Here is a 25,293-nt window from a genome sequence, read left to right on the forward strand (position 1 = left end):
CTTGCTCGCGAAGGCGGTGGTTAAGCTTGCATCGATGTTGGATGTGCCGGCGTCTTCGCGAGCAAGCCCGCTCCCACAGGAATCTCCAGACGCCAGTGCCGCGAGTGGCTTATCATTAGCCACCTAACGACACCCCCCTCGAAAGGTCCCCGGCATGCTGGCAATTTTCCTCGAAACCCTGAACATCACCGCGCCGGTGTTTGCCATGCTGTTTCTGGGGGTGGTGCTCAAGCGCATCGACTGGATCAACGACAACTTCATCCACATCGCCTCGTCCCTGGTGTTCAACGTCACCATGCCGGCGCTGTTGTTCCTTGGCATCCTCCATGCCGACCTGCACGCCGCGTTGCAACCTGATCTGCTGATCTACTTTTCCGTCGCCACCCTGGTGAGTTTCGCCATGGCCTGGGGTTGGGCGATCTGGCGGTGCCCGCGGGAAGACCGCGGCATCTACACCCAGGGCGCGTTTCGCGGCAACAACGGGGTGATCGGCCTGGCGCTGGCAGCAAGCATGTATGGCGACTACGGGATTTCCCTGGGGGCGATTCTCGCCGCGCTGGTGATCCTGTTCTACAACACCCTATCGACCATCGTGCTGGCGGTCTACAGCCCGGTGATCAAGTCGGACCCGTGGAGTATCTGCAAAAGCGTGTTCAGCAACCCGCTGATCATCAGCGTGATCGTCGCCGCGCCGTTCGCCTATTGGCAGATCGGCCTGCCGAACTGGCTCGAGACATCAGGCAAATACCTGGCGCAGATGACCTTGCCCCTGGCGCTGATCTGCATCGGTGGCACGCTGTCGCTGGCAGCACTGCGCAAGAGCGGCAAGATGGCCATGAGTTCGAGCCTGGTGAAGATGGTTGGCCTGCCGCTGCTGACCACCCTGGGCGCCTGGGTCTGGGGCTTTCGCGGCGCGGAGCTGGGGATCCTGTTCCTCTACTTCGGCAGCCCCACCGCCGCCGCGAGCTTCGTCATGGCCCGTGCCGCCGATGGCAACCATGAACTGGCGGCGGCGATCATCGTCATCACCACCTTGATGGCGGCGATCACCACCAACATCGGGATTTTTGTGTTGCAGTGGGGTGGGTGGATCTAGGCTTGGGCTTCTGGTGTTCTCTGGAGCCTCTTCGCGGGCAAGCCCGCTCCCACAGTGATCGGGCTTCTTCAGAAGGAATGCGGTCGAATGTGGGAGCGGGCTTGCCCGCGAAGAGGCCGGTCCATTCACGGAAAATCCCGCGCTTTACTCCGGCTTCTGATACGCCTCGATCACTTCCTGCGCTGCCCGAAACGCATCGATCGCCGCCGGCACGCCGGCATACACCGCGCAATGCAGCAGTGCCTCGCGGATCTCTTCCACCGTGCAGCCATTGTTCAGCGCGCCGCGCACGTGGCCTTTCAATTCCTGTGGGCACTTGAGGGCGGTGAGGGCGGCGAGTGTGATCAGGCTGCGGGTTTTCAGCGGCAGGCCTTCGCGACGCCAGACGCTGCCCCAGGCGTGTTCGTTGACGAAGTCCTGCAACGGCTGGGTGAAGTCGGTGGCGTTGCCCAAGGCGCGGTCGACGAACGCGTCGCCCATGACCTGGCGACGCATGTCGAGGCCGGTCTTCGGAGTGTCGGTCATGGCAAATCCCTCTTGTGGTGTTGGCGGCGCCAGGCGCGCACGAAAGTGAACAGCAAGAACGCGAGCAAGGTGGGCAGCACATAGAACAGCATCAGCCGTTCCAGTCGGCCGGCCAGGGGCATGCCGGTGGTGAATGACACCACGTGCAGCCCATAGACCAGGTACAGGCCCAGCAGCAGCAGGCCTTCGGCGCGGGTGACCCGGTACCCGGAATAGAACACCGGCAGGCACAGCACCGCCACGCCCAGCATCACCGGCAGGTCGAAGTCCAGGGCGTTCGGCGAAACCGAAAGCGGCGTGGGCGCGACGAGGGCGGTCACCCCCAGCACCCCCAGCAGGTTGAACAGGTTGCTGCCGATCACGTTGCCCACCGCAATGTCGCGCTGGCCGCGCAGGGCCGCGATCAGCGAGGTGGCGAGTTCCGGCAGCGAGGTGCCGACGGCGACGATGGTCAGGCCGATGATGCGTTCCGACAAGCCCAGGTCCGTCGCCACCGTCACTGCCGCGCCCAGCAGCAGGTGCCCGGCGTAGATCAGCATCGCCAAGCCGAGCACGATCATCGTCAGGCTCCTGGGCCAGGACACCTGCGCCGCGTCGACGCTCGCCGCGTGGGGGCGCATGGAGTGCCGTGACTGGCGCAGCAGTAGGCCGAGGTACACCGCCAGGGCCGCCAGCAACAATGTCCCGTCCAGGCGGGTCAGTTCTTCGTTCAAGGCCAGCACGAACACCAGCAGGCTGGCGCCGATCATCAACGGGATGTCCAGGCGCACCAGTTGGCGCGAGACGCGCAACGGCATGATCAGCGCCGACAGCCCCAGGGTGACGAGGATGTTGAAGATGCTGCTGCCGATCACGCTGCCCACGGCGATGTCGGCGTTTTGCGCCAAGGTCGCTTGCAGGCTCACGGCCATCTGTGGCGCGCTGCTGCCCAGGGCAACAACGGTCAGGCCGATGATCAGCGGGCGCACCTGCAAGCGTGCCGCCACGCCGACGGCGGCGCGCACCAGCAACTCGGCGCCGACAATCAGCAACAGCAGGCCGCCGAACAGTTCGATCAGGCTGAGCAGCGATAAAGCGGCGAGTAGGGAAATGGCCGGGCTCCGTCTATCAGTCGTCGAGGGCTTGCACGCGTACCCGCGCGGTGCCGGTGCGTAACATGCCCAGTTGCTCGGCTGCTTCGCGAGACACGTCGATCAAGCGCCCCCGAGTATACGGGCCACGGTCGTTGATGCGGACCACGACGCTGTCATTGTTGCCCAGGTTGGTGATTTTCACCCGTGTGCCGAACGGCAACTGGCGATGGGCGGCGGTCAGGCCGTGCTGGTCGAAACGCTCGCCGCTGGCGGTGCGTTTGCCGTGGTGCCTGGCACCGTAATAAGAAGCGACGCCAGTCTGGTCGTAGCCGTGTGGATCAACTGTCCCGCTCTGGCTGGCGCAACCGGCCAGCAGGGACAGCAGGGCGCAGGCGCCGAGGAGACGCTTCATCGAAAGGTTTTCCACATCAGTGTGGTTGTAAATTTATTGTGGCGAGGGAGCTTGCTCCCGCTGGGCTGCGCAGCAGCCCCCCGACTCTGGCAACAGAAAGCCGGGGGGCGCTGCGCGCCCCAGCGGGAGCAAGCTCCCTCGCCACAGGGGAATGAGCCAGACTTGCGGACTGGCTCCATCGCACTCAGCCCTCGAGCTTGCTTTTGAGCAATTCGTTGACCTGTTGCGGGTTGGCCTTGCCCTTGGAGGCTTTCATGGCCTGGCCGACGAAGAAGCCGAACATCTTGCCGCGCTTGGCTTCGTCTGCCGCGCGGTACTGTTCGACCTGCTCGGCGTTGGCTGCGAGCATTTCATCGAGCACGGCGCTGATCGCCCCGGTGTCGGTGACCTGTTTCAAGCCGCGCTTGTCGATGATCTCGTCGGCGCTGCCCTCACCATTGGCCATGGCCTCGAACACCATCTTGGCGATCTTGCCGGAAATGGTGTTGTCCTTGATCCGCAACAGCATGCCGCCCAGTTGCTCGGCCGACACCGGCGACTCGTCGATCTCCAGGCCCTGCTTGTTCAGCAGGCTGCCCAGCTCGACCATCACCCAGTTGGCCGCCAGTTTGGCGTCGCCGCCGATACTCACGACTTTCTCGAAGTAGTCGGCCTGTTCGCGGCTGGTGGCCAGGACGTTGGCGTCGTAGCTCGACAGCCCGAACTGCGCCTGGAAACGCTCGCGTTTTTGCGGTGGCAGTTCCGGCAGGGTGGCGCGCACGTCATTGAGGAAGGTGTCCTCGATGACCACCGGCAGCAGGTCCGGGTCGGGGAAGTAACGGTAGTCGTTGGCTTCTTCCTTGCTGCGCATCGGACGGGTTTCGTCCTTGTTCGGGTCGTACAGGCGGGTCTGCTGGATGACCTTGCCGCCGTCCTCGATCAGTTCGATCTGGCGCTGGATCTCGCTGTTGATCGCCTTCTCGATGAAGCGGAACGAGTTGACGTTCTTGATCTCGCAGCGGGTGCCGAACTCGGCCTGGCCCTTGGGACGGATCGACACGTTGCAGTCGCAGCGCAGCGAACCTTCGGCCATGTTGCCGTCGCAGATGCCCAGGTAACGTACCAGCGCGTGGATCGCCTTGACGTAGGCCACGGCTTCCTTGGCGCTGCGCATGTCCGGTTCGGAAACGATCTCCAGAAGCGGCGTGCCGGCGCGGTTCAGGTCGATGCCGGTGGCGCCGTTGAATTCTTCGTGCAGGCTCTTGCCGGCGTCTTCTTCCAGGTGCGCCCGGGTGATGCCGACGCGCTTGACCGTGCCGTCTTCCAGGGCGATGTCCAGGTGGCCCTTGCCCACGATCGGCAGTTCCATCTGGCTGATCTGGTAGCCCTTGGGCAGGTCCGGATAGAAGTAGTTCTTGCGGGCGAACACGTTGTGCTGGCCGATCTCGGCGTCAATCGCCAGGCCGAACATTACCGCCATGCGCACCGCTTCGGCGTTGAGCACCGGCAGCACGCCGGGCATGCCCAGGTCCACCAGGCTGGCCTGGGTGTTGGGCTCGGAACCGAAAGTGGTAGCGCTGCCGGAAAAGATTTTCGACCGGGTGGTGAGCTGGGTATGAATCTCCAGCCCGATCACGACTTCCCATTGCATGTGTTTCTCCTCAGAAGTCTTATCAGGGGATTTTGAAACGTCGCGAGCGAAGGTAAGGCAAGGCGAAAACTGGTGAGAAAGCGGAGTTGACAGTAGTCAATGAGCATTTCGAACCAGTTTTCAACGCAGCATTACCGAGCGCAGCAGTTTCAAAACCCCTGAGGGGTGCGGGTGTGCCAGTCAGTGTGTAACTGATACTGGTGGGCAACGTTCAACAGGCGGCCTTCCTGGAAATACGGCGCGAGCAACTGTACGCCCACCGGCAGGCCATCGACGAAGCCGGCCGGCATGGACAGGCCCGGCAAACCGGCGAGGTTGGCGGTGATGGTGTAGACGTCTTCCAGGTAGGCGGCCACCGGGTCGCTGTCTTTGGCGCCGAGTTTCCAGGCCGGGTTCGGCGTGGTTGGGCCGAGGATGACGTCGACCTCGTTGAAGGCGGCCATGAAGTCGTTCTTCACCAGCCGACGGATCTTCTGCGCCTTGAGGTAGTAGGCATCGTAGTAGCCGGCAGACAGGGCGTAGGCCCCGACCATGATCCGACGCTGCACCTCGACACCGAAGCCTTCGCCCCGGGAGCGCTTGTACAGGTCCATCAGGTTTTCCGGGTTCTCGCAGCGATGGCCGAAGCGCACGCCGTCGAAACGCGACAGGTTCGACGAGGCTTCCGCTGGCGCGATCACGTAGTAGGCAGGAATCGCATGCTGCATGTTCGGCAGGCTGATCTGCTTGACGACCGCGCCGAGTTTTTCCAGCGTCTTGACGCTGTCGTGGACCCGCTCGGCAATGCGTGGGTCGAGGCCGGCGCTGAAGTACTCCTTCGGCACGCCGATGCGCAGGCCTTGCAGGGAGCCGTTGAGGTTGGCGCTGTAGTCCGGCACCGGTTCATCGATGCTGGTGGAGTCGTTCGGGTCGAAGCCGGCCATGCCTTGCAGCAGGATCGCGCAGTCTTCGGCGGTGCGGGCCAGCGGGCCACCCTGGTCGAGGCTCGACGCGTAGGCAATCATGCCCCAGCGCGACACCCGGCCATAGGTCGGCTTCAGGCCGGTGAGGTTGGTGAAGGCCGCGGGCTGGCGAATCGAACCACCGGTGTCGGTGGCCGTGGCGGCCGGCAGCAGGCGCGCGGCCACGGCGGCAGCGGAGCCGCCGGACGAACCGCCCGGCACGTGTGCCAGGTTCCACGGGTTTTTCACCGCGCCGTAGTAGCTCGACTCGTTGGCCGAGCCCATGGCGAACTCGTCCATGTTGGTCTTGCCCAGGGTCACGGCGCCGGCGGCGGCCAGCTTGGCGACCACGGTGGCATCGTACGGGGCCTTGAAGTTGTCGAGCATCTTCGAGCCGCAACTGGTGCGGATGCCTTGGGTGCAGAACAGGTCCTTGTGGGCGATCGGTGCGCCCAGCAGCGCGCCGCTCTCGCCTTTGGCGCGCCGGGCGTCGGCGGCGGCGGCCTGGTTCAGGGCCAGTTCTTCGGTGAGGCTGATGAAACTGTTGAGCTGCGGGTCGAGTTGGGCGATGCGCGCCAGCAGGACTTTGGTCAGCTCTTCGGAGGAAAACTGCTTGTCGGCGAGTCCGCGGGCGATCTCGGCCAGGGTCATGTGATGCATGAGAGGCTCTTTCCCTTTAGTCGATGACTTTCGGAACCAGGTACAGGCCGTTTTCGACCGCTGGTGCGATGGACTGGTAGGCCTCGCGATGATCGGATTCGGTCACGACGTCGGCGCGCAGGCGCTGGCTGGCTTCCAGTGGGTGGGCCAGCGGCTCGATACCGTCGGTATTGACCGCCTGCATCTCGTCGACCAACCCCAGAATGCTGTTCAGGGCAGAAGTGATGTGTGGAAGATCGGCTTCATTGAGGCCCAGGCAGGCCAGATGAGCGATTTTTTCCACGTCGGAGCGTTCAAGCGCCATGGGATTCTCCAGTGGAAAACAGAACGGACGCAGTCGGTCCGTGTGTTAGATTGTCGGAACACTACCGCATTTCTACGGTCCAGTGCCCTGTATCACAACAGGGCATTGGCCGCGATTGTAGGGTTTGGTGCACAGAAAAGCGGCCAATTTAACATATTGGCGCCTTGCCCAAAATCCCTGTCGTTGTTAGAGTTTGCCGCACTTTTTTACCCACGCGTTGCCTAGGGTCCCTTTCCCATGTTCAAGAAACTGCGTGGCATGTTTTCCAGCGATCTTTCCATTGACCTGGGCACTGCCAACACCCTTATTTACGTGCGCGAGCGCGGTATCGTCCTGAATGAACCCTCGGTCGTGGCCATCCGTACCCACGGCAACCAGAAAAGTGTCGTGGCTGTCGGTACGGAAGCCAAGCGCATGCTGGGCCGTACACCGGGCAACATAGCTGCCATTCGCCCGATGAAGGACGGCGTGATCGCCGACTTCAGCGTCTGCGAAAAGATGCTGCAATATTTCATCAACAAAGTTCACGAAAACAGTTTCCTGCAGCCCAGCCCTCGCGTGCTGATCTGCGTGCCGTGCAAGTCCACCCAGGTGGAGCGTCGGGCCATCCGTGAATCGGCCCTGGGTGCCGGTGCCCGCGAAGTGTTCCTGATCGAAGAGCCGATGGCCGCTGCCATCGGTGCCGGCCTGCCGGTGGAAGAAGCCCGCGGTTCGATGGTCGTCGACATCGGTGGCGGTACCACCGAGATCGCGCTGATCTCCCTCAATGGCGTGGTCTACGCCGAGTCCGTGCGTGTGGGCGGCGACCGTTTCGACGAAGCGATCATCACCTACGTACGTCGCAACTACGGCAGCCTGATCGGCGAATCCACCGCTGAGCGCATCAAGCAGGAAATCGGTACGGCCTACCCGGGCGGCGAAGTGCGTGAAGTCGACGTTCGCGGCCGTAACCTGGCCGAAGGCGTGCCACGTGCCTTCACCTTGAATTCCAACGAAGTCCTGGAAGCGCTGCAAGAGTCCCTGGCGACGATCGTCCAGGCGGTGAAAAGCGCCCTGGAGCAGTCGCCGCCGGAGTTGGCATCGGACATCGCCGAGCGCGGCCTGGTGCTGACCGGTGGTGGCGCGCTGTTGCGTGACCTCGACAAACTGCTGGCCCAGGAAACCGGCTTGCCGGTAATCGTTGCCGAAGACCCGCTGACCTGCGTGGCTCGCGGCGGTGGCCGTGCTTTGGAAATGATGGACAAGCACACCATGGACCTGCTCTCCAGCGAATAAGCCTGGCGGTGGTGCATGTTGTTCGCGCCCGGGCAGCACTTTGCAGTGCTGCCCGTTGGCGTTTATCTTCTGCCATTCGTATCCAGGCCGGTCTGATGCCGTATGAATAAAGAAAACATTTGCCTGGGAGGAGCGGCCTATTAAACCGCTTTTCGCCAAAGGCCCCTCATTGGGCGTACGCCTGCTGGTGCTGGCCGTGCTGTCGGTCGCGCTGATGGTGGTCGATGCCCGCTTCACGCTGCTCAAGCCTGTGCGCAGCCAGATGTCGCTGGTGTTGATGGAGTCCTACTGGATCACCGACCTGCCACAGCGCTTGTGGCAGGGTGTGGCCAGCCAGTTTGGCAGCCGCACCGAACTGGTCGCCGAAAACGAAAAACTCAAGACCGAGAACCTGCTGTTGCAGGGGCGCATGCAGAAGCTTGCGGCCCTCACCGAGCAGAACGTGCGGCTGCGCGAGTTGCTCAACTCCTCTGCGCTGGTGAACGAGAAGGTCGAAGTGGCCGAGCTGATCGGCATGGACCCCAACCCCTTTACCCACCGTATCCTCATCAACAAGGGCGAACGCGACGGTGTGTTCCTCGGCCAGCCGGTGCTCGACGCCCGCGGCCTGATGGGCCAGGTGGTGGAACTGATGCCTTATACGGCCCGGGTGCTGTTGCTCACTGACACCACCCACAGCATTCCGGTACAGGTCAACCGCAACGGTCTGCGCGCGATTGCCAGTGGCACCGGCAACCCGGAACGCTTGGAACTGCGGCACGTGGCTGATACCGCCGACATCAAGGAAGGCGACCTGCTGGTCAGCTCCGGTCTCGGCCAGCGTTTCCCAGCCGGTTATCCGGTGGCGACCGTCAAGGAAGTCATCCACGATTCCGGCCAGCCGTTCGCCATCGTCCGCGCGGTGCCGACTGCCGCGCTGAACCGCAGCCGCTACCTGCTGCTGGTGTTCAGCGACAATCGCACCCCGGAAGAGCGCGCCAACGATGCCGCGGTGGCCCAGGAAGCCCAGGACCGGCAGGGCGGGGACTCGGCCACGCCAGGCACCCAGGCGCCGGCGGCTGTCCCGGCTACCGTGCCCAAGCCAGCGACCGCCCCGACCACCCCGGCGGCCCCTGCGCCGGCCACGACGCCGGTGACCCCAGCGGCCCCGGCCACGGCGCCTGCCGCTAACGGCAGCCGTTCGACCAGCCATGCGCCGGCGACGCAGCACGCCCGGCCCGCGCCCAAGCCTGCCACCTCCACGCCGGCCACTGCGCCCGCCACCAGGGGAGCACGAGAAGAATGAGCAGTAAATCCGGTAACGGCTGGATGGTCTGGCTGACCTTTGCCATCGGCCTGTTGCTCAGCGTTTCGCCACTGCCGCAGTTCATGGAAATCCTGCGACCGCTGTGGCTGGCCCTGCTACTGGCCTTCTGGGCGCTGGCCTTGCCGCACAAGGTCGGCATGGTCACTGCCTGGTGCCTGGGCCTGGCCGAAGATGTGCTTTACGGCACCCTGCTGGGGCAGAACGCGTTGATCCTGACCTTGATCACCTTTCTGGTCCTGTCCCTGCAACAGCGCCTGCGGATGTTTCCCATGTGGCAGCAGTGCCTGGTGATCCTGGTGATCTTCGGCCTGGCGCAGTTGGTCCAGCTATGGCTCAGCGCCTTGACCGGCAATCGTCAGCCGACCCTGGCGCTGGTGTTGCCAGCCCTGGTCAGCGCGCTGCTCTGGCCGTGGGTCAGCTTCGGTTTGCGTGGCCTGCGCCTGCGTTTCAAGATCAACTGATTCGGTCAGATATCTACACTTTTTCTGATGAGTTACATCCCTGTCGCGAGGGAGCAAGCGCCCTCGCCACAAAAAGCTGTTTGTGTTCGGATGGCCGTGCTTTGAGAGGGAGATGTCTTGATGAAACCGCTTTACCTCGCCTCAGGCTCGCCACGTCGGCGTGAATTGCTCACACAGATCGGCGTGCCCTTTACCGCCATCAGCGCGGACATCGATGAAACGCCCCTGGATCACGAAACCCCGGCCGCCTATGTCGAGCGCCTGGCGCGCGGCAAGGCCGAAGCCGGACGGCGCAGCGGCGCGGACGGCTGCGTGTTGGGCGCCGACACGGCGGTGGTGCTGGACGGACAGATTCTCGGCAAGCCGCGGGATCAAGCCGATGCCCAGGCGATGCTCATGAGCCTGTCCGGACGCGATCATGAAGTGCTGACCGCCATTGCCGTGCTCGACGACCAGCGATGCGAGTCCCGGGTGGTCCGCAGTCGGGTGCGGTTTCGTCCCATCACAGAACCGGAAGCGGCGGCCTACTGGGCCAGCGGTGAGCCCCGGGACAAGGCGGGCGGCTACGGCATCCAGGGCTTGGGGGCGGTGTTCGTCGCCGGGCTGGAGGGCAGCTATTCTGCGGTGGTTGGCTTGCCGCTGTGCGAAACCGCGCAACTGCTGGGTGATTTCGGCATACCCTGTTGGCAAACCCTGGAGCGCCCCTTGGGCGTCGTCTGACTTGATGCGGCCATAAACGTGAACATGCCTGAACGAGACCCTGCCATGAGTGAAGAGATCCTGATCAACATCACGCCGATGGAATCGCGCGTGGCGGTGGTTGAAAACGGTGTGTTGCAAGAGGTTCACGTCGAACGCACGCAAAAGCGCGGCATCGTTGGCAATATCTACAAAGGCAAGGTGGTAAGGGTGTTGCCGGGCATGCAGGCGGCATTCGTCGACATCGGCCTGGACCGCGCGGCATTCATCCACGCATCGGAAATTTCCATGCGCGAGGGGCCGGCCGTGGAGACCATCAGCGCATTGGTCCACGAAGGCCAGAGCCTGGTGGTGCAGGTCACCAAGGACCCCATCGGTTCCAAGGGCGCACGCCTGACCACGCAGTTGTCGATTCCGTCGCGCTACCTGGTGTACATGCCACGCACGGCCCACGTCGGCATTTCCCTGAAGATCGAAGACGAAGCCGAGCGCGAACGCCTCAAGCAGGTGGTCAGCGACTGCGTGGAAAAGGAAGGCATCAAGGAGGCCGGTGGCTTCATCCTGCGCACCGCCGCCGAGGGGGCCGGTGCCGATGAGATCCTCATGGACATCCGCTACCTGCGCAGGCTCTGGGACCAGATCGCCGCGCAGATCAAGACCATCGCCACCCCCAGCGTGATCTACGAGGATTTGGGCCTGGCGCTGCGTACCCTGCGCGACCTGGTCAGCCCGAAGATCGAGAAAATCCGCATCGACTCCCGGGAAACCTTCCAGAAAACCACGCAGTTCGTCGCCGAGCTGATGCCGGAAATTGCCGACCGCCTCGAACATTACCCCGGCGAGCGGCCAATCTTCGACCTGTACGGCGTCGAGGATGAAATCCAGAAGGCCCTGGAGCGCAAGGTCCCGCTCAAGTCCGGCGGTTACCTGGTGGTGGACCCGGCCGAGGCCATGAGCACCATCGACGTCAACACCGGAGCGTTCGTCGGCCATCGCAATCTCGAAGAGACCATCTTCAAGACCAACCTGGAGGCCGCCACCGCCATCGCCCGACAACTGCGCCTGCGCAACCTGGGCGGGATCATCATCATCGACTTCATCGACATGGAAGATGAAGAGCATCAGCGCCAGGTGCTGCGGACCCTGGAAAAACAACTTGAGCGCGATCACGCCAAGACCAACATCATCGGCATCACCGAGTTGGGCCTGGTGCAGATGACGCGCAAGCGCACCCGTGAAAGCCTTGAGCAGGTGCTGTGCGAGCCGTGCAGCAGTTGCCAGGGCCGGGGCAAGCTGAAGACCCCGGAAACCGTGTGTTACGAAATCTTCCGGGAAATCCTCCGGGAGGCGCGCGCCTACCAGGCCACCGGCTATAGAGTGTTGGCGAACCAGAAAGTGGTGGATCGCCTGCTCGATGAAGAATCGGGCAATGTCGCCGAGTTGGAGGCTTTTATCGGACGCACGATACGTTTTCAGGTCGAAACCATGTATTCCCAGGAACAATACGACGTGGTGCTGCTCTGAAGGGCTCGGGAAGCGGAGAGTCCGCCGTTTTGATCATTTTTTGCCGGGGAGGCCACTGACATGGAGCGTCTGATACGCTTTTTGGCTGCGCTGACCCGCTGGGGGCTGGGCCTGTGTGCATTGCTGCTGGTGCTGGTGGCGTTGTACGTCAGCCTGGGGCGCGAGCTGGTGCCGCTGGTGGCCGAGTACCGTGCCGAGGTCGAGGACCGGGCCGGCCAGGCCCTGGGCCTGCCCGTGCACATCGGCAGCCTCGACGGTAGCTGGAGCGCACTGGCGCCGATCCTGGCCGCGCGCGATGTGGTGGTCGGCGAGGGGCCCAATGCCCTGCACCTGGATCAAGTGCGTGCGGTGCCAGACCTGTGGGCGAGCCTGATGGCGCGCCAGGTGCGTCTTGCTCACCTGGAGCTCAGCGGCCTGAAGATCAGCCTCAAGGAAGGCGCCGACGGCAAATGGGCCCTGGAAGGCCTGCCGGTGCAGGACGACCAGCCTCTCGACCCGCAGCAATTGCTGGAGCGCATGCAGGTGGTGGCCAAGCTGTCGCTGCTCGACAGCCAGGTCACCCTGCAACCCCTCGAACAATCCCCCCTGACCTTGACCTACGTCGGCCTGAGCCTGCGCACGGGCGCGACGCGCCAGCGGCTCGACGCACGCCTGACCCTGCCCGACGGCCAACCCGTGGCAATCAACCTGCGCACCCGGATCCGCGCCAGCGATTGGAAGAATGGCGCGGCCGACGCCTACCTGAGCCTGCCGCAGAGTGACTGGTCCAAGTGGTTGCCCAAGCGCCTGACCGGGCAATGGAATGTCGCCCGGCTCCAGGCCGGCGGCGAATTCTGGCTCAGTTGGGGCGCCGGCACCGTGCAGAGCGCGGCCATGCGCCTGAACGCGCCGCAACTGCAGGGCGGCTATGCCGAGCGCAAGCCGGTGCAGATCCACAACCTGGCCCTCAACGGGTATTTCCAGCGCGGCGACCAAGGGTTCACCGCGACGTTCGATTCCCTGGCGATGAACCTGGGCGAGACCCGTTGGGAGTCGCGCCTGCAATTGCAGCAGAGCAACGCCACCGGACAGGCTGAAGAGCGCTGGCATGTGCAGGCCGATCGCCTCGACCTGACCCCGCTGACCCCGTTGCTCAATGCCCTGGCGCCATTGCCCGAAGGCGTCGCCACGGTCATCGACCGGCTCAAGGTGACCGGCAGCCTGCGTAACGTGCTGCTGGACTACCGGCCGCAGAACACCGGCGACCAGAAGATCAGCTTTGCCACCAACCTCGACACCGTCGGCTTTGATGCCTACCACGGTGCTCCGGCCGCGCGAAACGTCTCGGGCAGCCTCAGCGGCGACCTGGGCGGCGGCGAGCTGCGCATGGACAGCAAGGATTTTTCCCTGCACCTGGACCCGATCTTCGCCAAGCCCTGGCAATACCTGCAAGCCAATGCCCGGTTGACCTGGAAGCTGGACAAGCAAGGCTTCACCCTGATCGCGCCGTACCTGAAGGTACTGGGCGAGGAGGGCCGGATTGCCGGCGATTTCCTGATCCGCCTGCACTTCGACCACAGCCAGGAAGACTACATGGACCTGCGGGTCGGCCTGGTGGACGGTGACGGCCGCTACACCGGCAAGTACTTGCCTGCCGTCCTCAGCCCGGCACTGGATGAATGGCTGCGTACCGCCATCGTCAAGGGCGCGGTGGACCAGGGGTTCTTCCAGTACCAAGGCTCGCTGAACCACGGTGCCGAGGACGCGGCGCGCAGCATCAGCCTGTTCTTCAAGGTGCATGATGCCGAGCTGGCATTCCAGCCGGGCTGGCCGTCGGTCAGCAAGGTCAGCGGTGATGTCTTCGTCGAGGACAGCGGCGTACGCGTCTATGCCAGCCAGGGGCAATTGCTCGACACCCAGGTCAAGGATGTCTCGGTGAACATTCCCCACGTTCCCAGTGGGCAGAGCTCCCACCTGTTGCTGGACGGCGGGTTCACTGGCGGGTTGGGGGACGGACTGAAGATTCTCCAGACGGCGCCAATCGGCACGGCCGAGACGTTCGCCGGGTGGGAAGGCGAGGGCGATCTGCAAGGCAGCGTGAAACTCGACATCCCGCTGGTCAAGGGCGAACAGCCGAAGATCCTGGTGGACTTCGCCACCGACAAGGCCCGGCTCAAGCTCAGCGAGCCGGCGCTGGAGCTGACCCAGCTCAAGGGTGATTTCCGCTTCGACAGCAACAAGGGCCTGAGTGGCAAGGGCATCAGTGCCCGGGCGTTCGACCGGCCCGTGACGGCACAGATCTTTGCCGAGGGCCGTGCCGGCGAACTCAATACCCGGGTCACGGCGTCTGGCCAGGTGGAGGTCAAGAAGCTTGCCAGTTGGCTGGATGTCACCCAACCGTTGCCGGTATCCGGCGTGGTGCCTTACCAGTTGCAGGTGGTCCTCGACGGCGCCGACAGCCAGTTGTCGGTCAATTCCAACCTCAAGGGCGTGGCGGTGGACCTGCCGGCACCTTTCGGCATGGCGGCCGATGTCGGGCGCGATACGTCGTTTCGCATGACCCTGCAAGGGCCGGAGCGGCGTTATTGGGCAACCTATGGCGACCTGGCCCGTTTCGCTTACGCCGCGCCAAGCGGGAAACTGGCCGACGGTCGCGGTGAATTGCTGCTGGGCACGGGCGACGCGGTGTTGCCGGGCGCCAAGGGCCTGCGCCTGCGCGGGACGCTGTCGGAGCTGGATGTCAGTCCCTGGCAGGAGCTGGTGACCCGATACGCTGGACAAGACCCGGGCGGCAGCGCCAAGCAACTGCTCAACAGCGTCGACCTGAACGTCGGCAAGCTGACGGCGATGGGCACCACCCTGGACCAGGCCTCGGTGCAACTCGACCGCAAGCCGGACGCCTGGGGCTTGCGCCTCGCCAGCCAACAGGCCAAGGGCAATGTCACGCTCCCGGATGCCAAGGGGGCGCCGATTGGCATCGCGATGGATTATGTTCGCTTGCCGCCGGTGGACCCGACGGTCCAGGCGGATGAGAACGCCCCGGATCCGCTGGCCTCGGTCGATCCGACCAAGGTCCCGGCCATGGATATCGCCATCGACCAGCTGTTCCAGGGCCCTGACCTCATCGGCGCCTGGTCGCTGAAAGTGCGCCCGACCGCCAAGGGCATTTCCCTGAACAACCTGGACATGGGCCTGCGGGGCATGGTCTTGAATGGCAGCGGCGGCTGGGAAGGCGTGCCCGGTGCCACCAACAGTTGGTACAAGGGGCGCATCAGCGGCAAGAACCTGGCCGATGTGCTCAAGGGTTGGGGCTTTGCGCCGAGCGTGACCAGCCAGGAGTTCCACCTGGATGTGGATGGCCGCTGGCCCGGTTCGCCGGCGTGGGTCGCCACCAAGCGCTTTTCCGGTAGCCTCGATGCGTCACTGAGCAAAGGGCAGTTCGTCGAAGTCGAAGGCAGTGCCCAGGCGTTGCGGGTTTTTGGCCTGTTGAACTTCAACTCCATCGGTCGACGCCTGCGCCTGGACTTCTCCGACCTGTTCGGCAAGGGCCTGAGCTACGATCGGGTCAAGGGCCTGCTGGTGGCGAGCGATGGCGTCTACGTGACCCGCGAGCCGATTACCCTGACAGGACCGTCAAGCAACCTGGAGCTCAACGGCACGTTGGACATGGTGGCTGACCGGGTCGATGCCAAGCTGCTGGTGACCCTGCCGGTGACCAACAACCTGCCGATCGCCGCGCTGATCGTGGGCGCACCGGCGGTGGGTGGGGCGCTGTTCCTGATCGACAAGTTGATCGGTGACCGCGTGGCCCGTTTCGCCAGCGTAAGATACGACGTCAAGGGGCCGTGGAAAGAGCCGAAGATCACGTTCGACAAGCCGTTCTGACAGACGATGCGATAACCCCTGTGGGAGCGGGCTCGCTCGCGAAAGCGCCGGCACAATCAACATTGATGTGACAGGCACACCGCTTTCGCGAGCAAGCCCGCTCCCACAGGGGGAAGGATGCAGACAATGAGGAAAGCACCATGCCAATCGCCGTGATTCAAATGGTCAGCCAGAGCGACGTGCTCGCCAATCTGGCGCGGGCCCATGTGCTGTTGGAGCAGGCAGCTGCCAGTGGCGCAAGGCTGGCGGTGCTGCCCGAGAATTTCGCGGCCATGGGGCGGCGGGACGTGGCCGACATCGGCCGTGCCGAGGCCATTGGTCAGGGGCCGATCCTGCCCTGGTTGAAACAGGTCGCCCGCGACCTCAGGTTATGGATTGTCGCAGGCACGTTGCCGTTGCCGCCGGCGGGCCGGCCCGAGGCCAAGGCCCACGCCTGTTCGTTGCTGGTCGACGATCAGGGTGAGATCGTGGCGCGCTATGACAAGCTGCACCTGTTCGATGTGGACGTGGCGGACAATCGCGGTCGCTACCGTGAGTCTGACGACTATGCTTATGGCGGCCAGGTGGTGGTCGCCGATACCCCGGTGGGCCGGGTGGGATTGACGGTCTGCTACGACTTGCGCTTCCCGGAGCTTTACAGCGAGCTGCGGGCGGCCGGGGCCGAGCTGATCACGGCGCCCTCGGCGTTTACCGCGGTGACGGGCGAGGCCCATTGGGAGGTGCTGATTCGCGCCCGGGCCATCGAGACCCAGTGCTATGTGCTGGCGGCCGCCCAGGGCGGCGTGCACCCTGGGCCCCGGGAAACCTTTGGCCATGCCGCGATTGTCGACCCGTGGGGGCGCGTGCTGGCGCAACAGGATCAAGGCGAGGCCGTGCTGGTGGCCGAGCGCGACAGCAGCGAACAGGCGTCCATCCGGGCGCGCATGCCGGTGGCCAGCCATCGGCGCTTTTTCTCGCAGGGCGCTCGACAGCGGCCTGTCCAAGACGACGAATTCAAGGCGTAGAACATATGAGCGGGTTGTTGTCCTCAGTCAGTGAACACCTTCTAGCCCCCGGTGGCGTGACCCTCGAAAGCCTGCAAGGCGTGCTGGGCGATCTGGCCGGCCCGGGCATCGATGCGGCCGACCTGTATTTCCAGGGCCAGATTTCCGAGTCCTGGTCGCTGGAAGACGGCATCGTCAAGGAAGGCAGCTTCAACCTTGACCAGGGCGTGGGCGTGCGTGCCCAGTCCGGGGAAAAGACCGGTTTTGCCTACAGCAATGCCATCACCCTCGAGGCCTTGGGCGCTGCGGCCCGTGCCGCCCGGTCGATTTCCCGGGCAGGGCAGAACGGCACGGTCCAGGCCTTCAGCAGCCAGGACGTGGCGCAGCTGTACGCACCGGACAACCCGCTGGAAGTCATGACGCGCGCCGAAAAGGTCGAGTTGCTCAAGCGCATCGACGTTGCCACCCGCGCCCTCGATCCACGCATCCAACAGGTGTCGGTGAGCATGGCCGGGGTTTGGGAGCGGATCCTGGTGGCCTCCACCGACGGCGGCCTGGCGGCGGACGTGCGGCCGCTGGTGCGTTTCAACGTCAGCGTGATCGTCGAGCAGAACGGCCGCCGCGAGCGGGGCGGCCATGGCGGTGGCGGGCGCACCGACTATCGTTACTTCCTCAACGAGGACCGCGCCATGGGCTATGCCCGCGAGGCGCTGCGCCAGGCACTGGTCAACCTGGAGGCCATTGCGGCCCCGGCGGGAACCCTGCCGGTGGTGCTGGGCTCCGGTTGGTCCGGCGTGCTGCTGCACGAAGCGGTGGGCCACGGCCTGGAAGGCGACTTCAACCGCAAAGGCAGTTCGGCCTACAGCGGTCGCATGGGCGAAAAGGTCGCCTCGACACTCTGCACCATTGTCGATGACGGCACCCTTGCCGGACGTCGCGGGTCCCTGAGCGTCGACGACGAAGGCACCCCGACCGAGTGCACCACGCTGATCGAAAACGGCGTGCTCAAGGGGTACATGCAAGACAAGCTCAATGCCCGCCTGATGGGCGTCGCCCGTACCGGCAACGGTCGCCGCGAGTCCTACGCGCACCTGCCGATGCCGCGCATGACCAACACCTACATGCTGGGCGGCCAGAGCGATCCGGCGGAAATCATCGCTTCGGTGAAAAAAGGCATCTACTGCGCCAACCTCGGCGGTGGCCAGGTGGACATCACCAGCGGCAAGTTCGTGTTCTCCACCAGCGAGGCGTACCTGATCGAAGACGGCAAGATCACCGCGCCGGTCAAGGGCGCGACCCTGATCGGCAACGGGCCGGAGGCGATGAGCAAGGTGTCGATGGTCGGTAACGACCTGTCGCTGGACAGCGGCGTGGGGACGTGCGGCAAGGATGGGCAATCGGTGCCGGTGGGCGTTGGCCAGCCGACGCTGAAGATCGATGCGATCACCGTGGGTGGCACCGGTGCGTGAAATGCGCCAAGGCTCGTGTAACTCATTGTGGCGAGGGAGCTTGCTCCCGTTGGGCTACGCAGTAGCCCCAATGCGGTCGCTACGCCCGAGGCGTCGTACCGACCGAGCGGGAGCAAGCTCCCTCGCCACAACAAAGGCAACTCCCAAAGGGGAGTGGGCGTGAGCGATCAGCGCAAACCGCGTTGGGTCTCGTCCAGCTCACGGATGTACTTGAAGATTTTACGGCTCGAGGCCGGCGGCTTGTTCTGCGCCACCTCGTGCTGGGCCTGACGGATCAGGGAGCGCAGTTGCTGGCGATCGGCCTCCGGGTAGTCGATGACGAATTTTTCCAGGGTGCCGTCGTCGCCTGCGATCAAGCGATCGCGCCAGCGCTCCAGGTTGTGGAAACGTTCGTTGTATTGCCGGGTGGAAGCATCGAGTTGATCGAGCAGCACCAGGATGGCGTCAGTGTCCTGGTCGCGCATCAGTTTGCCGATGAATTGCAGGTGCCGTTTACGCGCGATGTTCGCGGTGTGCTTGGGCGCATCGGCCAGGGCCCGGCGCAAGGCGTCGGTCAGGGGCAGTTTGGCCAGCAAGTCAGGCTTGAGTGTTGTCAGGCGCTCGCCGAGGTCAACCAGAGCATGCAGCTCGCGTTTGACCTGGGATTTGCTTTTTTCGCCCCCGTAGAGGGCGTCGTCGTAAGAATCAACCATGGTGGCAGTCCGCAAAGAAACGCCGCCATGATAACCAGTCGGGGCCGCTTGTCCGGCCCGGTCGCTCGAAGGCCTAACCGAAAGCCGAATTTGATGGAGAAAACCAATGAGTGCAGTTCAGAGCGTCGGCCCGCAAGCATTGCCGGCACTGCAGGAGCAGGTCGAGCAGATCCTCGCCGAGGCCAAGCGCCAGGGTGCCAGCGCGTGTGAAGTGGCGGTGTCGCTGGAGCAGGGCTTGTCGACGTCGGTACGCCAGCGCGAGGTAGAAACCGTCGAGTTCAATCGCGACCAGGGTTTTGGCATCACGTTGTACGTCGGCCAGCGCAAGGGTTCGGCCAGCACCTCGGCCAGCGGCCCGGACGCCATTCGCGAAACCGTCGCCGCTGCACTGGCGATTGCCAAGCACACGTCCGAAGACGAAGCCTCGGGGCTGGCCGACGCCGCGCTGATGTGCAAGGAGGCGCGCGACTTTGACCTGTTCCACGCCTGGGACATCACGCCCGAACAAGCCATCGAGCAGGCGCTGCGCTGCGAAGCGGCGGCGTTCGATGCCGACGCGCGAATCAAGAATGCCGACGGCACGACGCTCAATACCCACCAGGGGTGCCGGGTCTATGGCAACAGCCACGGCTTCATCGGCGGCTATGCTTCGACGCGCCACAGCCTCAGTTGCGTCATGATCGCCGAGGCGAACGGCCAGATGCAGCGCGATTACTGGTACGACGTGAACCGCCAAGGCACATTGCTGGCGGACCCGCTGAGCATCGGCCAGAAAGCCGCGCAGCGGGCGGCCAGCCGTCTCGGCGCACGGCCGGTCCCCACCTGCGAAGTGCCGGTGCTGTTTTCCGCCGAGCTGGCCGGTGGGCTGTTCGGCAGCTTCCTGTCGGCGGTGTCCGGCGGCAACCTGTACCGCAAGTCGTCGTTCCTCGAGGGCGCCCTGGGCCAGAAACTGTTCCCGGAATGGATGACCATCGATGAACGCCCACACCTGATGCAGGCCATGGGCAGTTCCGCGTTCGACGGCGATGGCCTGGCGACCTATGCCAAGCCGTTCGTGGAGAACGGTGAACTGGTGTCCTACATCCTCGGCACCTATTCGGGCCGCAAGCTCGGCATGCCAAGCACCGCCAACGCGGGTGGCGTGCACAACCTGTTCGTGACCCATGGCGAGGAAGACCAGGCGGCGTTGCTGCGGCGGATGGGCCGCGGCTTGCTGGTGACCGAACTGATGGGCCATGGCCTGAACATGGTGACCGGTGATTACTCGCGCGGCGCGGCGGGTTTCTGGGTCGAGAACGGCGAGATCCAGTTCCCGGTCCAGGAGGTGACCATTGCCGGCAACCTGCGTGACATGTTCAAGCAGATTGTCGCCGTGGGTAATGATTTGGAGCTGCGCAGTAATATCCGCACCGGTTCGGTGCTGATCGAACGAATGATGGTGGCGGGCAGCTGATCGCCAACGCAATGAAAAGGCGCGTTCTCCCTGACGGGGGGACGCGCTTTTTTTATGTCCGTGGACTTCTCTTGTGTTGAGTTTGATTATCATTTAATAATGAATCTCATTTTCCGAATGAGCCCGGTCATGAGTTCTGCACTGCACGAGCCACCCTACCTCGAAAGCTGGCGCTGGATGAGTCGCCAGATCCGTTGCGCAATGGACCCGGACGAGCCGCGGCTCATCGAGCACTACCTGGCCGAAGGTCGTTACCTGGCCTGCTGCACCGTCACTTCGCCGTGGATGATTGGCGAAACCGCATTCCGCCTGCTGCTCGACACCGCTTCGGATGTCGCGTTGCCCTGGCACTGGCGAACCCTCTGCCTCGACCAGGCGTGGCGCCCCCTGCGTGACCTCGAACGACAATCCCTGTGCGGCTGCCGCCTGAAGCGTTGGCAGGCGCATGCCTGGGCGCTGGCGACCTGCGCCCTGGAGCCGTCGATCCCTCTTATTGAACTGGTGCAAGGATCTTCCGATGAGTAATACCCGTATCGAACGCGACAGCATGGGCGAGCTTCAGGTCCCGGAGGCGGCCCTCTACGGTGCGCAAACCCAGCGTGCGGTGGATAACTTCCCCATCAGCGGCCAGCGTATGCCCGCGCAATTCATTCGCGCGCTGATCCTGGCCAAGGCCGCCGCCGCCCGGGCCAATGTCGAGCTGGGGCAGATCAGCGCGGCCCAGGGCAAGGCGATCGTGGAGGCCGCCCAGGGTTTGCTCGAAGACGACTTTATGGCGCATTTCCCGGTGGACATCTTCCAGACCGGCTCCGGCACCAGCTCCAACATGAACGCCAACGAAGTGCTCGCTACCCTCGCCAGCCGGTTGCTGGGCGAGCCGATCAACCCCAACGACCACGTCAATTGCGGCCAGAGCAGCAACGACATCATTCCCACCAGCATTCATGTCAGCGCCGCGCTGGCCCTGCACGAACAATTGCTGCCGGCGTTGCTGCACCTGGTGCAGGTGATCGAGCACAAGGCCGTGCAGGTCCACCCGTTCATCAAGACCGGCCGTACCCACCTGATGGATGCCATGCCGGTGCGCTTGAGCCAGGTGCTCGAGGGTTGGGCGCAGCAACTCAAGGCCAACATCGGTCACCTGCAGGACTTGCTGCCGAGCCTGCAAGCGCTGGCCCAGGGCGGTACGGCGGTGGGCACCGGGGTCAATGCCCATCCGCGTTTCGCCGAGCTGTTCAGCCAGCAACTGACGCAATTGACCGGGGTGCAATTCACTCCAGGCAAGCACCTGTTCGCGCTGATCGGTTCCCAGGACACTGCCGTGGCAGTGTCCGGCCAGCTCAAGACCACCGCGGTGTCGCTGATGAAAATCGCCAACGACCTGCGCTGGATGAATTCCGGGCCGTTGGCTGGCCTGGGCGAGATCGAGCTCGAAGGCCTGCAGCCGGGCTCGTCGATCATGCCCGGCAAGGTCAACCCGGTGATCCCCGAAGCCACGGCGATGGTGGCAGCCCAGGTCATCGGCAACGACACGGTGATCACCGTCGCCGGTCAGTCCGGTAATTTCGAACTGAACGTGATGTTGCCGATCATCGCCCAGAACCTGTTGAGCAGCATTGCCCTGATGTCCACCGCCAGCCGTTTGCTGGCGGACAAGGCCATCGCCACGTTCAAGGTCAACGAAGCCCGGCTCAAGGATGCGTTGTCGCGCAATCCGATCCTGGTTACCGCCTTGAACCCGATCATCGGTTACCAGAAGGCCGCTGAAATCGCCAAGACGGCCTACCGGCAAGGCCGCCCGGTCATCGATGTCGCCCTGGAATACACCCATCTGAGCCGTAGCGAACTCGAGGTTCTGCTGGACCCCGAGAAGCTCACCGCTGGCGGCGTTTAACCCGACACACCTGTGGAGGATTGATCATGGAACACTGGAAACGAACGATCGAACGCGCCAATCGCTGGTTCAGGCTGGGCGAGTGGGTGGATGCCCGGGAAGCCTATCTGCAGGCACTGGCCTTGGCCCAGGTGTTGTTCGAGCGCTGGCCGGACGCCGATGAAGCCGTGGCTGCCTGTGTCGTTTCCCATCACAACCTGGCGGACCTGCACTTGTGCCTGAACCAGCCGGAGGAGAGCGTCGAGTACCTGTGCGCCATTCACCAACGCCTGTTGCAAACCATGCAGGACGAACGCCTGGCACCGGCCCTGCGTGCAGCGGCGCTGCGCCAGAGCCACAAGACCTACGTCGAACTGCTGAATTTCATCAGCGAGCACGGCGAATACCCTCGCACCCAACGCCTGCTGCACTGCGATGCCGCCTCATCGCGGCCGTGCAATGCCCCGGTTCATTACGGAGTTCATTGAAAATGGCTTTTACCTTGCCTGCATTGCCCTACGCCTACGACGCCCTGGAGCCGCACATCGATGCGCAGACCATGGAAATCCACTACACCAAGCATCACCAGACCTACATCAACAACCTCAACGCTGCGGTAGAGGGCACCGAATACGCCAGCTGGCCCGTCGAGAAACTGGTTTCCAGTGTGGCGCAATTGCCCCAGGACCTGAAAGCCGCTGTGATCAACCAGGGCGGTGGCCATGCCAACCATTCGTTGTTCTGGGAGGTGATGAGTTCCCAGGGGGAGGGCGGCCGGAAGGCGCCTTGGCCGAAGCGATCGAAACGCAACTGGGTGGCCTGGAGCGTTTCAAGGAAGCCTTCACCAAGGCCGCGCTCACCCGCTTCGGCAGTGGCTGGGCCTGGCTGAGCGTGACACTGCAAAATACCCTGGTGGTGGAAAGCAGCGGCAACCAGGACAGCCCGCTGATGAATGGCAATACGCCGATCCTGGGGCTGGACGTGTGGGAGCACGCCTACTACCTGCGCTACCAGAACCGTCGGCCCGAATACATCAGCGCGTTCTACAACGTGATCAACTGGCCAGAAGTGGCGCGGCGCTACGAGGCCGCGCTAGGCGCTTATTCGCCTTCGTCGAAATAGTTGTTGATCAAGGCCACCAGGGCATCCATCGCTTCCTGCGCCTCTTCGCCTTCGGTGGCCAGGTGGATCTTGGTGCCCTTGCCGGCAGCGAGCATCATCATGGCCATGATGCTCTTGCCGTCGATCATGGTTTCAGGCGTCCGACCGACGCGGATAGTCGTGTCCTTGAACCGGCCTGCCACGCCAACGAATTTGGCTGAAGCCCGGGCGTGCAGCCCCAGCTTGTTGATGATTTCTATTTCCTGAGCAGGCATCGCGATGTGAATCCTTTAACTGAGGTCGCGGTGGCGAACCTGGACATTCTTCAGGGATTGTTGCAGGAGCTGACCCAGGCGTTCGGTCAGGTAGACGGAGCGGTGATGGCCGCCCGTGCAGCCAATGGCAATCGTGACGTAGGCACGGTTGCTGGCGGCAAAGCGGGGCAGCCACTTGAGCAGGTAGCTGGAAATATCCTGGTACATCTCTTCGACATCCGGCTGTGCGGCCAGGTAGTCGATTACCGGTTGGTCGAGCCCGGACTGCTCGCGCAACTCCGGTTTCCAATAAGGGTTGGGCAGGCAGCGCACGTCGAACACCAGGTCGGCGTCCACGGGCATGCCACGTTTGAACCCGAACGACTCCACCAGGAACGCCGTACCTGGCTCCGGCTGGTTCAGCAGGCGCAACTTGATGGTGTCGCGCAGCTGATACAGGTTCAGGTTCGTGGTATTGACCTTCAGGTCCGCCAGGTCGGCAATCGGCCCCAGCAGTTGGCTCTCATCCTCGATGGCTTCGGCCAGGGAGCGATTGGCGTTGCTCAGCGGGTGGCGCCGGCGGGTTTCGGAAAACCGCTTGAGCAGTGTTTCTTCATCAGCATCCAGGTACAAGACATCGCACTGGATGTGCCGGCTGCGCACTTCCTCGAGCAGGGCCGGGAAACGCGACAGGTGGCTAGGCAGGTTGCGCGCGTCGATGGACACCGCCACCAAAGGCTGCGCCAGCTCGGTATGGATCATCGCGCGCTCGGCCAGCTCCGGCAGCAAGCCGGCGGGCAGGTTGTCTATGCAGTAGTAGCCGCTGTCCTCAAGCACATTGAGGGCCGTGCTTTTACCGGAGCCGGAGCGACCACTGACGATGATCATGCGCATGTTTAATGACCGTTCTGCTCGTCCAGGACAACCTGATACAAGGCTTGGTTAGTCGGTGCGCTGCGCAATTTTTCGCGCACTTCCTTGCGGTCCAGCATGCTGGCGATCTGGCGCAGCAGCTCAAGATGCGCATCGGTCGCCGCTTCCGGGACCAGCAGTACGAACAGCAGGTCGACCGGTGCGCCGTCAATGGCGTCGAAATCGATGGCGGCTTCAAGGTGCAGCAACGCGCTGATGGGCGAGGTGCATCCCTTGAGGCGGCAGTGAGGAATGGCGATGCCGTTGCCAAAACCGGTGGAGCCGAGTTTTTCACGGGCAACGAGGGCCTCGAAGACGTCCTGCATTTCCAGATCCGGCACTTCGCGGTGGATCAGGTTGGCGATTTGTTCGAGGGCTTTCTTTTTACTGCCGCCCGGCGCGTTCACCAGGGAACGGCCGGGGGTCAGGATGGTTTCTAGTCGGATCATGGATTGGGGGGTTAACGACCGGTAGCGCCCTGGAGGAGGCTCTGGGTCTTTTCCTTATGCTTTTTGAGTTGGCGATCCAGCTTGTCGGTCAGCAGGTCAATCGCGGCATACATGTCTGTGTGCTCCGCATTGGCAACCACCTCTCCGCCGGGAATATGCAACGTGGCTTCGATTTTCTGCAGCAGCTTCTCGACGTTCATCGTGACTTGCACATTGGTGATCTTGTCGAAATGCCTTTCCAATCGGTCGAGTTTTTCGCCGATATAGGTGCGCAGGGGTTCGGTCACTTCCAGTTGGTGTCCACTGATGTTGACTTGCATACAGCTTCTCCTTCGTT

24 protein-coding genes and 1 pseudogene are annotated in these 25,293 nt (G+C 63.5%); 14 read left to right on the forward strand and 11 right to left on the reverse strand.

The genetic code is table 11. From position 1 onward, the window contains the following. Nucleotides 1-154: 154 nt before the first annotated feature. Nucleotides 155-1,096 (forward strand): AEC family transporter, encoded by a 942-nt coding sequence (locus KI241_RS04145; protein WP_042731715.1) that lies wholly within the window; start codon nt 155-157, stop codon nt 1,094-1,096. Between the two features lie 144 nt (nt 1,097-1,240). Here KI241_RS04145 and KI241_RS04150 read toward each other — a convergent pair whose 3' ends face one another. The 6 genes from KI241_RS04150 to gatC all read right to left on the reverse strand — a co-directional run bounded on the left by KI241_RS04150 (nt 1,241) and on the right by gatC (nt 6,641). Further along, a complete protein-coding gene (locus tag KI241_RS04150; RefSeq protein WP_042731714.1) occupies nt 1,241-1,621 on the reverse strand; it encodes a carboxymuconolactone decarboxylase family protein in 381 nt (126 codons plus the stop codon). Continuing rightward, nucleotides 1,618-2,679 carry a calcium/sodium antiporter gene (locus KI241_RS04155; protein ID WP_042731713.1) on the reverse strand — a complete coding sequence of 354 codons (1,062 nt, stop codon included), beginning with the start codon at nt 2,677-2,679 and terminating at the stop codon, nt 1,618-1,620. The genes KI241_RS04150 and KI241_RS04155 overlap by 4 nt, the downstream gene beginning before the upstream one ends. A gap of 49 nt (nt 2,680-2,728) precedes the next feature. After that, nucleotides 2,729-3,106 carry a septal ring lytic transglycosylase RlpA family protein gene (locus KI241_RS04160; protein WP_042731712.1) on the reverse strand — a complete coding sequence of 126 codons (378 nt, stop codon included), beginning with the start codon at nt 3,104-3,106 and terminating at the stop codon, nt 2,729-2,731. A 184-nt stretch (nt 3,107-3,290) separates the two neighbouring features. Continuing rightward, nucleotides 3,291-4,829 carry an Asp-tRNA(Asn)/Glu-tRNA(Gln) amidotransferase subunit GatB gene (gene gatB, locus KI241_RS04165; RefSeq protein WP_259697618.1) on the reverse strand — a complete coding sequence of 513 codons (1,539 nt, stop codon included), beginning with the start codon at nt 4,827-4,829 and terminating at the stop codon, nt 3,291-3,293. Nucleotides 4,830-4,885: 56 nt separating this feature from the next. Further along, a complete protein-coding gene (gatA, locus tag KI241_RS04170) occupies nt 4,886-6,337 on the reverse strand; it encodes an Asp-tRNA(Asn)/Glu-tRNA(Gln) amidotransferase subunit GatA (protein WP_042730613.1) in 1,452 nt (483 codons plus the stop codon). Nucleotides 6,338-6,353: 16 nt separating this feature from the next. Further along, complete coding sequence (gene gatC / locus KI241_RS04175) at nt 6,354-6,641, reverse strand: Asp-tRNA(Asn)/Glu-tRNA(Gln) amidotransferase subunit GatC (protein WP_042730612.1); 288 nt, start codon at nt 6,639-6,641, stop codon at nt 6,354-6,356. Between the two features lie 237 nt (nt 6,642-6,878). Here gatC and mreB point away from each other — a divergent pair, with 237 nt between their 5' ends. The 8 genes from mreB (at nt 6,879) to tldD (ending at nt 18,222) form a co-directional block, all read left to right on the forward strand. Beyond that, nucleotides 6,879-7,916, forward strand: a complete 1,038-nt coding sequence (mreB, locus tag KI241_RS04180) for a rod shape-determining protein MreB (RefSeq protein ID WP_002555108.1) — start codon at nt 6,879-6,881, stop codon at nt 7,914-7,916. 139 nt (nt 7,917-8,055) lie between these two features. Beyond that, nucleotides 8,056-9,201 carry a rod shape-determining protein MreC gene (gene mreC / locus KI241_RS04185; RefSeq protein WP_080922094.1) on the forward strand — a complete coding sequence of 382 codons (1,146 nt, stop codon included), beginning with the start codon at nt 8,056-8,058 and terminating at the stop codon, nt 9,199-9,201. After that, nucleotides 9,198-9,683 carry a rod shape-determining protein MreD gene (mreD, locus tag KI241_RS04190; RefSeq protein WP_042730611.1) on the forward strand — a complete coding sequence of 162 codons (486 nt, stop codon included), beginning with the start codon at nt 9,198-9,200 and terminating at the stop codon, nt 9,681-9,683. The genes mreC and mreD overlap by 4 nt, the downstream gene beginning before the upstream one ends. A gap of 120 nt (nt 9,684-9,803) precedes the next feature. Beyond that, entirely contained in the window at nt 9,804-10,403 is a 600-nt protein-coding gene (locus KI241_RS04195) for a Maf family protein (RefSeq protein ID WP_042730610.1), read from the forward strand. Nucleotides 10,404-10,448: 45 nt separating this feature from the next. Then, the gene (gene rng / locus KI241_RS04200; RefSeq protein ID WP_042730609.1) at nt 10,449-11,906 is read left to right on the forward strand and encodes a ribonuclease G; all 1,458 of its coding nucleotides are present in this window, start codon (nt 10,449-10,451) and stop codon (nt 11,904-11,906) included. 60 nt (nt 11,907-11,966) lie between these two features. Continuing rightward, nucleotides 11,967-15,770, forward strand: a complete 3,804-nt coding sequence (locus KI241_RS04205; RefSeq protein WP_042730608.1) for a YhdP family protein — start codon at nt 11,967-11,969, stop codon at nt 15,768-15,770. A gap of 140 nt (nt 15,771-15,910) precedes the next feature. Beyond that, a complete protein-coding gene (locus KI241_RS04210; protein ID WP_042730607.1) occupies nt 15,911-16,774 on the forward strand; it encodes a carbon-nitrogen hydrolase family protein in 864 nt (287 codons plus the stop codon). Nucleotides 16,775-16,779: 5 nt separating this feature from the next. Then, nucleotides 16,780-18,222, forward strand: coding sequence for a metalloprotease TldD (tldD, locus tag KI241_RS04215; RefSeq protein ID WP_042730606.1), 1,443 nt, complete (start codon nt 16,780-16,782; stop codon nt 18,220-18,222). Nucleotides 18,223-18,389: 167 nt separating this feature from the next. Here the strand turns inward: tldD and yjgA are convergent, their stop codons facing one another. Next, nucleotides 18,390-18,914: a ribosome biogenesis factor YjgA gene (gene yjgA, locus KI241_RS04220; protein ID WP_042729892.1), complete on the reverse strand. Its 525-nt coding sequence runs from the start codon at nt 18,912-18,914 to the stop codon at nt 18,390-18,392. Nucleotides 18,915-19,020: 106 nt separating this feature from the next. On the opposite strand from yjgA, the gene pmbA reads away from it, so the two are divergent. The 5 genes and pseudogenes from pmbA to KI241_RS04245 all read left to right on the forward strand — a co-directional run bounded on the left by pmbA (nt 19,021) and on the right by KI241_RS04245 (nt 23,362). Next, nucleotides 19,021-20,367 (forward strand): metalloprotease PmbA, encoded by a 1,347-nt coding sequence (gene pmbA / locus KI241_RS04225; RefSeq protein WP_042729891.1) that lies wholly within the window; start codon nt 19,021-19,023, stop codon nt 20,365-20,367. A gap of 129 nt (nt 20,368-20,496) precedes the next feature. After that, complete coding sequence (locus KI241_RS04230) at nt 20,497-20,892, forward strand: hypothetical protein (RefSeq protein WP_042729890.1); 396 nt, start codon at nt 20,497-20,499, stop codon at nt 20,890-20,892. Next, nucleotides 20,885-22,261: a class II fumarate hydratase gene (locus tag KI241_RS04235; protein ID WP_042729889.1), complete on the forward strand. Its 1,377-nt coding sequence runs from the start codon at nt 20,885-20,887 to the stop codon at nt 22,259-22,261. Before KI241_RS04230 ends, KI241_RS04235 begins: the two co-directional genes overlap by 8 nt. Before the next feature lie 26 nt (nt 22,262-22,287). Then, nucleotides 22,288-22,728, forward strand: coding sequence for a tetratricopeptide repeat protein (locus tag KI241_RS04240; RefSeq protein ID WP_042729888.1), 441 nt, complete (start codon nt 22,288-22,290; stop codon nt 22,726-22,728). 2 nt (nt 22,729-22,730) lie between these two features. Further along, a pseudogene (locus KI241_RS04245) lies at nt 22,731-23,362 on the forward strand (superoxide dismutase). Here KI241_RS04245 and KI241_RS04250 read toward each other — a convergent pair. From KI241_RS04250 to raiA, 4 genes are read right to left on the reverse strand one after another with little or no spacing between them, the layout of a single operon-like run. Next, nucleotides 23,341-23,616, reverse strand: coding sequence for an HPr family phosphocarrier protein (locus KI241_RS04250; RefSeq protein ID WP_042729886.1), 276 nt, complete (start codon nt 23,614-23,616; stop codon nt 23,341-23,343). The pseudogene KI241_RS04245 and the gene KI241_RS04250 sit on opposite strands and share 22 nt — an antisense overlap. A 15-nt stretch (nt 23,617-23,631) precedes the next feature. Beyond that, on the reverse strand, nt 23,632-24,489 hold the full coding sequence (rapZ, locus tag KI241_RS04255; RefSeq protein ID WP_042729885.1) for an RNase adapter RapZ: 858 nt from the start codon (nt 24,487-24,489) through the stop codon (nt 23,632-23,634). A gap of 2 nt (nt 24,490-24,491) precedes the next feature. Next, a complete protein-coding gene (gene ptsN / locus KI241_RS04260; RefSeq protein ID WP_042729884.1) occupies nt 24,492-24,956 on the reverse strand; it encodes a PTS IIA-like nitrogen regulatory protein PtsN in 465 nt (154 codons plus the stop codon). An 11-nt stretch (nt 24,957-24,967) separates the two neighbouring features. Further along, entirely contained in the window at nt 24,968-25,276 is a 309-nt protein-coding gene (raiA, locus tag KI241_RS04265) for a ribosome-associated translation inhibitor RaiA (RefSeq protein ID WP_003178005.1), read from the reverse strand. Nucleotides 25,277-25,293 lie beyond the last annotated feature (17 nt).

This window comes from Pseudomonas sp. Cab53 (assembly GCF_018325965.1).
Lineage (GTDB): Bacteria > Pseudomonadota > Gammaproteobacteria > Pseudomonadales > Pseudomonadaceae > Aquipseudomonas > Aquipseudomonas chlororaphis_E.

Bases quoted from the DNA above. Each gene is read 5' to 3' on its own strand.
- mreB (WP_002555108.1), top strand. From the start codon at position 6,879: ATGTTCAAGAAACTGCGTGGCATGTTTTCCAGCGATCTTTCCATTGAC.
- KI241_RS04195 (WP_042730610.1), top strand. From the start codon at position 9,804: ATGAAACCGCTTTACCTCGCCTCAGGCTCGCCACGTCGGCGTGAATTG.
- tldD (WP_042730606.1), top strand. From the start codon at position 16,780: ATGAGCGGGTTGTTGTCCTCAGTCAGTGAACACCTTCTAGCCCCCGGT.
- KI241_RS04235 (WP_042729889.1), top strand. From the start codon at position 20,885: ATGAGTAATACCCGTATCGAACGCGACAGCATGGGCGAGCTTCAGGTC.
- yjgA (WP_042729892.1), bottom strand. From the start codon at position 18,914: ATGGTTGATTCTTACGACGACGCCCTCTACGGGGGCGAAAAAAGCAAA.
- KI241_RS04240 (WP_042729888.1), top strand. From the start codon at position 22,288: ATGGAACACTGGAAACGAACGATCGAACGCGCCAATCGCTGGTTCAGG.
- gatC (WP_042730612.1), bottom strand. From the start codon at position 6,641: ATGGCGCTTGAACGCTCCGACGTGGAAAAAATCGCTCATCTGGCCTGC.
- KI241_RS04250 (WP_042729886.1), bottom strand. From the start codon at position 23,616: ATGCCTGCTCAGGAAATAGAAATCATCAACAAGCTGGGGCTGCACGCC.
- rapZ (WP_042729885.1), bottom strand. From the start codon at position 24,489: ATGCGCATGATCATCGTCAGTGGTCGCTCCGGCTCCGGTAAAAGCACG.
- KI241_RS04205 (WP_042730608.1), top strand. From the start codon at position 11,967: ATGGAGCGTCTGATACGCTTTTTGGCTGCGCTGACCCGCTGGGGGCTG.
- raiA (WP_003178005.1), bottom strand. From the start codon at position 25,276: ATGCAAGTCAACATCAGTGGACACCAACTGGAAGTGACCGAACCCCTG.
- KI241_RS04145 (WP_042731715.1), top strand. From the start codon at position 155: ATGCTGGCAATTTTCCTCGAAACCCTGAACATCACCGCGCCGGTGTTT.
- KI241_RS04150 (WP_042731714.1), bottom strand. From the start codon at position 1,621: ATGACCGACACTCCGAAGACCGGCCTCGACATGCGTCGCCAGGTCATG.
- KI241_RS04160 (WP_042731712.1), bottom strand. From the start codon at position 3,106: ATGAAGCGTCTCCTCGGCGCCTGCGCCCTGCTGTCCCTGCTGGCCGGT.
- gatA (WP_042730613.1), bottom strand. From the start codon at position 6,337: ATGCATCACATGACCCTGGCCGAGATCGCCCGCGGACTCGCCGACAAG.
- rng (WP_042730609.1), top strand. From the start codon at position 10,449: ATGAGTGAAGAGATCCTGATCAACATCACGCCGATGGAATCGCGCGTG.
- ptsN (WP_042729884.1), bottom strand. From the start codon at position 24,956: ATGATCCGACTAGAAACCATCCTGACCCCCGGCCGTTCCCTGGTGAAC.
- mreD (WP_042730611.1), top strand. From the start codon at position 9,198: ATGAGCAGTAAATCCGGTAACGGCTGGATGGTCTGGCTGACCTTTGCC.
- KI241_RS04230 (WP_042729890.1), top strand. From the start codon at position 20,497: ATGAGTTCTGCACTGCACGAGCCACCCTACCTCGAAAGCTGGCGCTGG.
- pmbA (WP_042729891.1), top strand. From the start codon at position 19,021: ATGAGTGCAGTTCAGAGCGTCGGCCCGCAAGCATTGCCGGCACTGCAG.
- KI241_RS04210 (WP_042730607.1), top strand. From the start codon at position 15,911: ATGCCAATCGCCGTGATTCAAATGGTCAGCCAGAGCGACGTGCTCGCC.